The 1531-nt window shown below is 71.4% G+C and carries 1 protein-coding gene; it reads right to left on the bottom strand.

All coding sequences use genetic code 11. The annotated features are described in order from the left end of the window. Positions 1-263 precede the first annotated feature (263 nt). On the bottom strand, positions 264-1531 hold a 1268-nt coding region (locus ACWGIU_RS37640; protein WP_453712560.1), incomplete at its 5' end, for an NADH-ubiquinone oxidoreductase-F iron-sulfur binding region domain-containing protein.

The following is a 1531-nucleotide window of genomic DNA, read 5'->3' as shown; positions in this document are numbered from 1 at the left end:
CCTGTTTGCTGTCGCCCACCGGCTGTACCGCAGGGGCCTTTCCGCCGTAATTGTCGGAGCTTCCGCATGCGGCTGTTGTCATCATCAGTACCGCGACCGCCGACCCGGCGAATATCTCACGACGCCTTATCTTCACGATCTCTCCTTCAGGTTCGGTTCCGCGTTTTCTTGCCCCCGGTAATTGATACGGGGCCCGGAGCGGCGGAAGCGGATATCGCGGGGAATTTGTCAGATCGCGCCAACATTGAACCCGAGGCGTTGGTTCAGTCCTGGATGCGCAGCGCGAGGGCCGGGCAGCGCCGCACCGCGCGCAGCGCCTTCTGCCGCAGCGCGCGGGGTACGGCCATGGACGCCTCCGCCGGGAAGCCGTCCAGGTCGAGGCGGACCACATCGGGCAGGACGTCCACGCACAGCCCGTGCCCCTTGCACAGCGTCCAGTCGACCAACAGCCGCTCCGGACTCTCTTCGTCCTCGGGCAGCGGAAGGGCGCCCAGCACCCGCCTGCCGCAGCCGCTGCCGAGCGCGTGGTCCCGGAACTCGTCCGGGAAGGTCCTGAGCGCCGACGCGACGAAGGCCGAGGTGCCGTCCGGATGGCTGCACGCGCCGCGCCGCAGCACCGCCTTCATCCGCAGCTCCAGCATCTCCATGGCGGGTCTGCCCCCGCCCCGGATGGCGTCGTCCAGTACGTCGGCCATGGCGGGCAGCCCCCGTACACAGGGGCCGCACTGGCCGGCCGACTCCTTCGCCATCCAGCGGGTCACGCGTGCCACTTCGCCGGCCGGACAGGTGTCCATGGGCAAGGGCAGCACCGCCCCCGCCCCCAGCCGCGCGCCGAGCCGGTCGAGGGACTCGCGTGACACCTCGGCGGCGCGCGCGGACGCCGGGTCGAGCCATTTGCCGTGGTAGCCGCCGACCAGGACGCCCTGGCCCGGGTCGGTGCCGCACAGTTCCATAATGTAGGAGAGCGCGGCCCCGCTCGGCGTCTCGACGACCGTGGTGCCCGAGACGGTCAGCAGGACGGTGCCCGGCTCGCTGGGCAGGCCGGTCGCACGGTAGTCCAGCGCGCCGAGCCGGGCGGCGACGGCGAGCTGGGCGAAGGTCTCGGTGTTGGAGAACAGGGTGGGCACGCCGTTCAGGCCCCGCTCGCTGGTGCGCACCTTCTGTCCGGAAGGCAGCGTCGGGCCGCCGTTCAGACCGTTCACGTGCGCCGTTCCCTCTCCGGTGACGAAGCGCTCGGGGAGCCGCGTGATCTGCACCCGGCGGCCTGCCGGGCCGCGTTCCGCGACGGCCTCCCGCAGCGACTGCTCCACGTCCCCCCGGGTGACGCCCACCACGACGTCCTCGGAGTTCAGCGCGGCGGCGGCCAGCAGGGCCCCGTCGAGCACCAGATGGGGGGTGTGCAGCAGGAGTGCGGTGTCCTTGAGGCAACTCGGCTCGCCCTCACTGCCATTGACGACGACGGCGGTCTGTCCGTCCCCGGCGCGTGCCGAGCGCATGACGGCGCGCAGCTTCTTGGCGAAGGGGAAGCCCG

This window comes from Streptomyces sp. NPDC054840 (assembly GCF_053611065.1).
Note: the sequence above shows the minus strand (reverse complement) of the source record. Positions and strands in the feature narration are given on the sequence as shown.